The organism is Carnobacterium sp. (genome assembly GCF_032094055.1).
Classification (GTDB): Bacteria; Bacillota; Bacilli; order Lactobacillales; family Carnobacteriaceae; genus Carnobacterium_A.
Genome location: NZ_DAMDAK010000019.1, coordinates 2,974 through 9,494, shown reverse-complemented (window position 1 = coordinate 9,494; position 6,521 = coordinate 2,974). Strand labels below are relative to the sequence as shown.

Sequence of the window (6,521 nt, the reverse complement as noted above, 5' to 3'; positions counted from 1 at the left end):
CTCGTCCTTGAGGGTGAACTCCTTTTGAAACCACTACTTTAGACCGTTTTGTGCTGCGAATCGCAAGCGTTGCAGCCTCACCAATTGCTGTAAACCCGTCATATAAAGATGAATTGGCTGCGTCCATACCGGTTAATTCACAAATCATCGTTTGGAATTCAAAGATCGCCTGCAATTCTCCTTGGCTGGCTTCTGCTTGATAAGGAGTATACGCCGTATAAAACTCAGAACGCGAAATAACATGATCAACTACACTTGGAATGTAATGATCATAGGTCCCTGCGCCTAAAAATAAAGAATAGCGGTTTGCATCTTTATTTTTATTTGCCAATTCGCGCATTTTTTTCATCAGTATGGATTCCGGAACAGCTGCAGGAATAGCCAACGGTTCTTGCAATCGAATTTCATTAGGTAAATCTGCAAATAATGCATCGACTGAAGAAATATTTAAAGCAGCTAGCATGTCTTTTTGATCTTGATCGGTATCTGGAAGGTATCTAAAGTCATTTACCATTCTTTATTCCTCCTCTTCGTCTGCTTCCAATTCAGCCACTAGTGCGGTATAATCTTCCTCGCTTAATAGTTCTGCCAGTTCATCTGGATTAGCCAATTGAATTTCAGTCATCCAACCTTCATTCAATGGTCCTTCGTTTACCAATTCTGGCGCATCTTCTAACTCTTCATTCGCTGCAACAATTTCACCTGAAACCGGTGAAAAGATAACAGAAGCTGATTTAGTCGATTCTACTGTACCGATTTCATCACCTGAGCTTACTTTATTCCCTACTTCAGGCAGTTCCACATAAACAACGTCTCCTAGTTCTTTAGCAGCATATTCCGTAATTCCTAAACGTACTTGATCTTCTCCAATCGGCATAACCCACTCGTGCTCTTCAGTATAATAACGTTTCATTTCATTCATAATTCTTAACTCCCTTTCGCTTAAATGCTAGATTGGTTTCTTTGGTTAAATCTTGACTGTTTATTTTCGGTAAAAAGGTGTTCTCATAACAACCGCATTAATTAATTTATTACGAACTTCCACTTTAATGGTTGTTCCAAAATGGCTTTTAGTTGTGTCCAACAAGGCCAGCCCTATACTTTTTCCTAATGTAGGTGATTTTGTACCCGATGTTACAAACCCAATTTCTTCGCCCTCTTCAGAAAAAATTCTGCAGCCAGAACGCGCAATACCTTTGCCGGTCAATTCGAATCCTCTAATTTTTTTCTTCACTCCGCTTTCTCTTTGAAGAGTCAAAGCAGATTTTCCAATAAAATCACTTTGTTTACCCGTTTTCACGGCAAATCCGATTCCTGCTTGAAGTGGATTGATTTCTTTCGATAATTCATGCCCATATAATGAAAGAGCGGCCTCTAGTCGCAATGTATCACGTGAACCTAAGCCGCATGGTTTTAAACCTGCTTCTGTACCTGCCTCAAGCAAGATATGCCATAGCTTTTCTGTTTGATCCGCTGGGATGTATAGTTCAAATCCATCTTCGCCTGTATAACCCGTACGTGAGAGCAAAACATGCTCTATCTCAGCCAGCTGGACCTGTTGGATAAAATGGAAAGGAGGCAAGTCCTCTAACGCTGTTGTAGTTAATTTTTGTAAGATACTTTCAGCATGCGGACCTTGCAAAGCTAATAAGCCCATGGAAGAAGTCCAGTTTTCCAACTTTACGTTTCCAGTAAGGTGCTCTTGCATCCACTTGAAATCCTTTTCAATGTTGCTTGCATTTACAGTGATCAGGTACTTATTCTCTGCTAGTTTTGAAACAATCACATCATCTATTGTTCCTCCATCTGGATAACACATCGCATGATATTGAGATTGGCCCACATTTATTTTAGTTAGATCATTTGTTAACAGATAATTGAGATAATCTTCTGCATCTTCTCCTTCAACTAAAAATTCTCCCATATGAGATACATCAAATAAACCAGCTTGAAAACGAACTGCTTGATGTTCTTCAATGATCCCAGTGAATTGGATTGGCATGGCCCACCCGCCAAAATCAACTAACTTAATGCCTTGCTTTTGATAATAATCAAACAGTGGCGTTTGTTTTAACTTATTCAGTGAAGACAATTAGCATCCCTCCATTTAAAATCCTTTTTATAAGTTTAGTAGTTATGACTATTCAAATTTTTTGCTAATTGATTAATAGTTTAAAAAACTTAGCTCTTTATTTATTATAACCGCACACCATGCGATTAGCTACTAGCATTCTTGTTAATTAAACTTTTATAGTTTACCTAGCTGATTGAATAAATGTGTTCAATCAGCTCATATTAATCACCAGAACTTTCTTTGCTAAAGGGTTTCAATGAACTATGTTCAGTATTACTTGAATCTACCGAATAGCTAGCCGATGACGGAGGCTCTTCTTTTTGAGGAGGTTCTTTTTCGGTCAACAAATAGATTCCATAAGCAATCAGCGTTACTCCAATTACACTTGATAATACACGAGTCGCTTTCCCAACGTCTTGCATATCCATACGGTCCTCATCCTCTTCAATTGATCGTTTACTTCTTTGCACTTTTATTCTATCTTTTTCTTTCCTAATTGTACAAATTTTCACTTTCATTTTCTATATTATCTTTATATAAATAGAAAGAAAGGCAAGAAGAGATTGTTTACCTTCTCTTCTTGCCTTTCGTTTTGATTGTTTTTATTTTAATTCAGGCCAGAAACCTTTATTTGCTTCAATTAAATCATCTAATAAATTTTTTGCTACTTCTGCGCTTGGAATCATTTTTGATAGTGTGAAAGCTTGCCATAATTTTTGGTAACTCCCTTCAACATAAGCCTCTACAACTAATTTTTCTACTGTTACTTGTTGATGCATCAGTGCTTTTTCAAATGGCGGGATTTTTCCTTGAGCTAACGGTTCTGGCCCATCAGTGCCTACAATACAAGGAACTTCTACCATGGCGTCATCATCAAAATTTGCAATAGCTCCATTGTTTTCCACAATCATCAACATTCTTTCATGGGTGTTAAAGGCAATGGCACGAGCTAAATCTACGATAAAAGAAGCATGGCTATCAATCGTAAAGCCGCTATTTTCGGCAGTTCCGTTTTTAATAATTTTCTTGGCAGCTGTGAAAACAGTCTTTTCTCGTCCATCCATCACTTCGTTCGCCCGTGTATACGTACAGTTTGAATGTTCTACTTCGTAATCTGGGTAAAGATAATACTTTAAATATGTGTTAGGTAGATACCGCGGATTGACAGCTAAGAGATCTTTTGCTTTTTTGTGTGTCTCTTGCCAGCTTTGATCCATATGTTGTGTGTCAACTTCGATTTGAGTTAAATACCCATTTTCTGCAACATACTCCCTGATTTGCGGCAAATATTCATGTCCTTGCTTATCTTTTACGCTTGTCCACCAACCAAAGTGATTCAATCCAAAATATCGAACTTCTAAATCTTCTGGTTGTTTGCCAATAATTTGAGACATTCTTCTTAATGTTCCAACTGGCATATCACAAATATTTAGTACTTTAGCATTTGGACGAAGAACACGGCAAGCTTCAGCAACAATAGCTGCTGGATTAGAATAGTTCAACATCCAGCAATTTGGCGAGTATTTTTCCATGTAATCAATAATTTCCAACATGCCGCCTATGCTCCGCATTCCATAAGCAATGCCTCCTGGGCCACAGGTTTCTTGCCCGACGACTCCATATTTTAATGGGATCTTTTCATCTTGTTCACGCATCGCATATTTCCCTACTCGAATATGGGCCATACAAAAGTCTACATCCGTAAAGGCTTCTTCTGGATCCGTTGTATAAGAAAAGTCGATTTCTGGTGCTTGTTCTTTTAATAAGATTTCTAATGCTTCTCCTAGAATAGCTTGTCTTGCTTCATCGTTATCGTATAATTTTAATGTTCTAATTGGAAATCTATCTAAGTTATCCAACATCATCATGACAATTCCTGGCGTAAATGTGCTTCCGCCTCCTGCAATCACTACTGAAAAGTTCTTCATTTTTTTATCTTCCTTTCTATTTTCTATTCATCGTCTTCTTCTCTACCTAAATATTGGTCTACGGATTTTCTAACACTATTGACTTGCAGCCCATAAACAACCTGAACATTTTGGTCTTTAATAATTACTCCGCTGGCTCCTGTCTCATTTTTCAAAATTGCTTCATCGACCATTTCTGGCTGATTTAACGTTAGTCTTAATCTGGTATAGCAATTGGTTACCGTATTGATATTACCAGCGCCTCCTAATGCATTTACAATCACGCTAGCCATAGTGGCTCCTCCCTGAGTTTCTTGAGATGTGGTACCACTGCTTTTTTTGCCTTTTGCCTCATTGTATTCTTTTTTAGAATACAGTTTTGTTTCCTGCCCGGCTTCTTCACGTCCAATCGTTTTGAAATTGAATTTCAAAATCAAAAAGCGGAAGGTAACATAGTAAAGAACAAAAAATAGAAGTCCAACTGCTATATACATCGGCCAGCCGGTCTTTTCAATTCCCAGCGGTAAATTATATAATAAGAAATCAATAAAACCATTTGGACCGATAGCTCTGACATTTAAAAGATTCAAAACTACCATACTCAAGCCGCTAAATACTGCATGAATAAGAAACAAAAGAGGAGCAATAAACATAAAAGAGAATTCAATTGGCTCAGTGACACCAGCGATAAATGAAGTCACAACAGCTGGAATCAAAATAGCTTTAGCTTTTCCTTTATTTTCAGGACTGGCTGTTTGGTACATAGCTAGACAAGCTCCAATCAACCCGAACATTTTAGAAATGCCGCGTGCATCCCAGATAACACTAGGAGAAAGAACACTTACACTTGGATCAGCAATTTCAGCATAATAAATATTTCTTGCTCCTTCTAGCAATTGTCCTCCTACTTCTTGGACGCCACCTAATGAAGTATATAAGAACGGTGTGTACACTAGATGATGCAGTCCCGTTGGGATCAATAGACGTTCCAATGTGCCATATAAGAAAATACCGAAATTTCCGCTTTGGTTGATCAATGTACCTAAGCTATTGATTCCATTTTGGAAGAAAGGCCAAACATAAGTAAAAATAATTGCCAATAATACGACGACTGGAATCAAAACAATAAAGACAAATCGAGAACCGCCATAAATTTGGAAAGCATTGTTAAATTCTTTATCTGCAAATTTATTGTGAACGAATGCAGTTACGATTCCTAAAATAATTCCTAGAAAAACGCCCATATCTAGGACTTGAACCCCCATGACTAATGCTTGTCCAGTTCCTTGTAATGAATCAGCCTCAACCAAGATTCCTTTGAGTTCCATAAATTTATTCATCGCATTGATAAATACTAAGTAACCTAGTAAAGATGTAAAACCTGCTTCTGATTTTTTCTTTTTAGCTAATCCTACTGCTAAACCAACACAAAATATTAGTCCTAAATTATTTAGAATCGATACCAATGATCCAGATAAAATCATCCCAAAACCAGTTGTAATCGGATTATCAAAAAATGGAATCGTTTCTATTAATTTAGCATTCGTAAATAGATTTCCTAGAGCAATTAAAATCCCTGCAATCGGTAGAATCAATACTGGAATAAACATTGCTTTTGAAAATCGCTGCATACCATCCATTAATTTTGTCTTCATTATTTTTCCCCCCTGTTGTCTTTTTCTATTTTCAGTTTATCTTGTAAGCGTTTCATTGTATACAAGTTCAGAGCGTTAAAAAACGTGTTTCAGTAAACTGAAACACGTTCCATTATTCTAGCTAATCAATTTTCTGCATTTAAAGTCTGCAAATACTCTTTTATAATAAATTCAAACAACATCAACAACTTGGAGAAAAAAGCAGTTGGCAGCATATTGCGATCATCTAATTTATTATTATCCATTATTTTAAAGTTTAAATCAGATAAATGAGCTGCTCTGTTAGCAGTTTCTTTAGTAAATGAGGCTGAAAAAATACCGCTTTCTTTTGCAATAGAAAGCTTTTCAATGACCTGTTGTGTTTCGCCTGATTTTGAAATTACAATTAAAGCACCGATATCTTGTAAGTTGTTTTCAAAAACACCGATTGAATCTGTTCCAGTTGCAATAATTGTTTTTCTCCCAAGTACCAATAACTTTTTATAGATGTACTCTCCTATAATTGCAGAGAATCCTGTTGCATAAATAAAGATATATTTCTGTTTTAATAATAAAATGCGCTCAATAAACATTTTGATTTCTTGGTCGGTAGTGTAATTCAACAAGTCTTGCTGATGAATACTGAACATTCCACTTGTATAATCTTGTTGATTAACTTCTGCTTTTTTCACCATTGGGAGCAATTGATAGTATAAATCGACAAAACCTGTATATCCTAATTTTTGAGACAATCGGATAATAGTAGAGGGTGAAGTATAATTTTTTTTAGCAATCTCTCGCACTCCCATTTGCAAAACGTTATCTATATTTTCAATAATATAATTCAAGATTTTTATATCCAACTCCGTTACATTTTTCCCTTGAATCAATTTGCTGATATCAATC

The 6,521-nt window shown here is 36.5% G+C and carries 6 protein-coding genes and 1 pseudogene; all 7 read right to left on the bottom strand.

What is annotated here, in order from left to right:
- Positions 1-514 (bottom strand): annotated as a pseudogene (locus tag RT405_RS04645) (glycine dehydrogenase); the annotation flags it as partial.
- Positions 515-517: 3 nt separating this feature from the next.
- Entirely contained in the window at positions 518-922 is a 405-nt protein-coding gene (gene gcvH / locus RT405_RS04640) for a glycine cleavage system protein GcvH (RefSeq protein ID WP_313467981.1), read from the bottom strand.
- Positions 923-982: 60 nt separating this feature from the next.
- Positions 983-2,092, bottom strand: a complete 1,110-nt coding sequence (gcvT, locus tag RT405_RS04635; RefSeq protein ID WP_313467979.1) for a glycine cleavage system aminomethyltransferase GcvT — start codon at positions 2,090-2,092, stop codon at positions 983-985.
- Between the two features lie 203 nt (positions 2,093-2,295).
- Positions 2,296-2,502 carry a hypothetical protein gene (locus RT405_RS04630; protein ID WP_313467977.1) on the bottom strand — a complete coding sequence of 69 codons (207 nt, stop codon included), beginning with the start codon at positions 2,500-2,502 and terminating at the stop codon, positions 2,296-2,298.
- Positions 2,503-2,676: 174 nt separating this feature from the next.
- On the bottom strand, positions 2,677-4,002 hold the full coding sequence (locus RT405_RS04625; RefSeq protein WP_313467976.1) for a 6-phospho-alpha-glucosidase: 1,326 nt from the start codon (positions 4,000-4,002) through the stop codon (positions 2,677-2,679).
- A 23-nt stretch (positions 4,003-4,025) separates the two neighbouring features.
- A complete protein-coding gene (locus RT405_RS04620) occupies positions 4,026-5,636 on the bottom strand; it encodes a PTS transporter subunit EIIC (RefSeq protein ID WP_313467975.1) in 1,611 nt (536 codons plus the stop codon).
- 125 nt (positions 5,637-5,761) lie between these two features.
- Positions 5,762-6,520, bottom strand: coding sequence for a MurR/RpiR family transcriptional regulator (locus tag RT405_RS04615; protein ID WP_396163272.1), 759 nt, complete (start codon positions 6,518-6,520; stop codon positions 5,762-5,764).
- Position 6,521 lies beyond the last annotated feature (1 nt).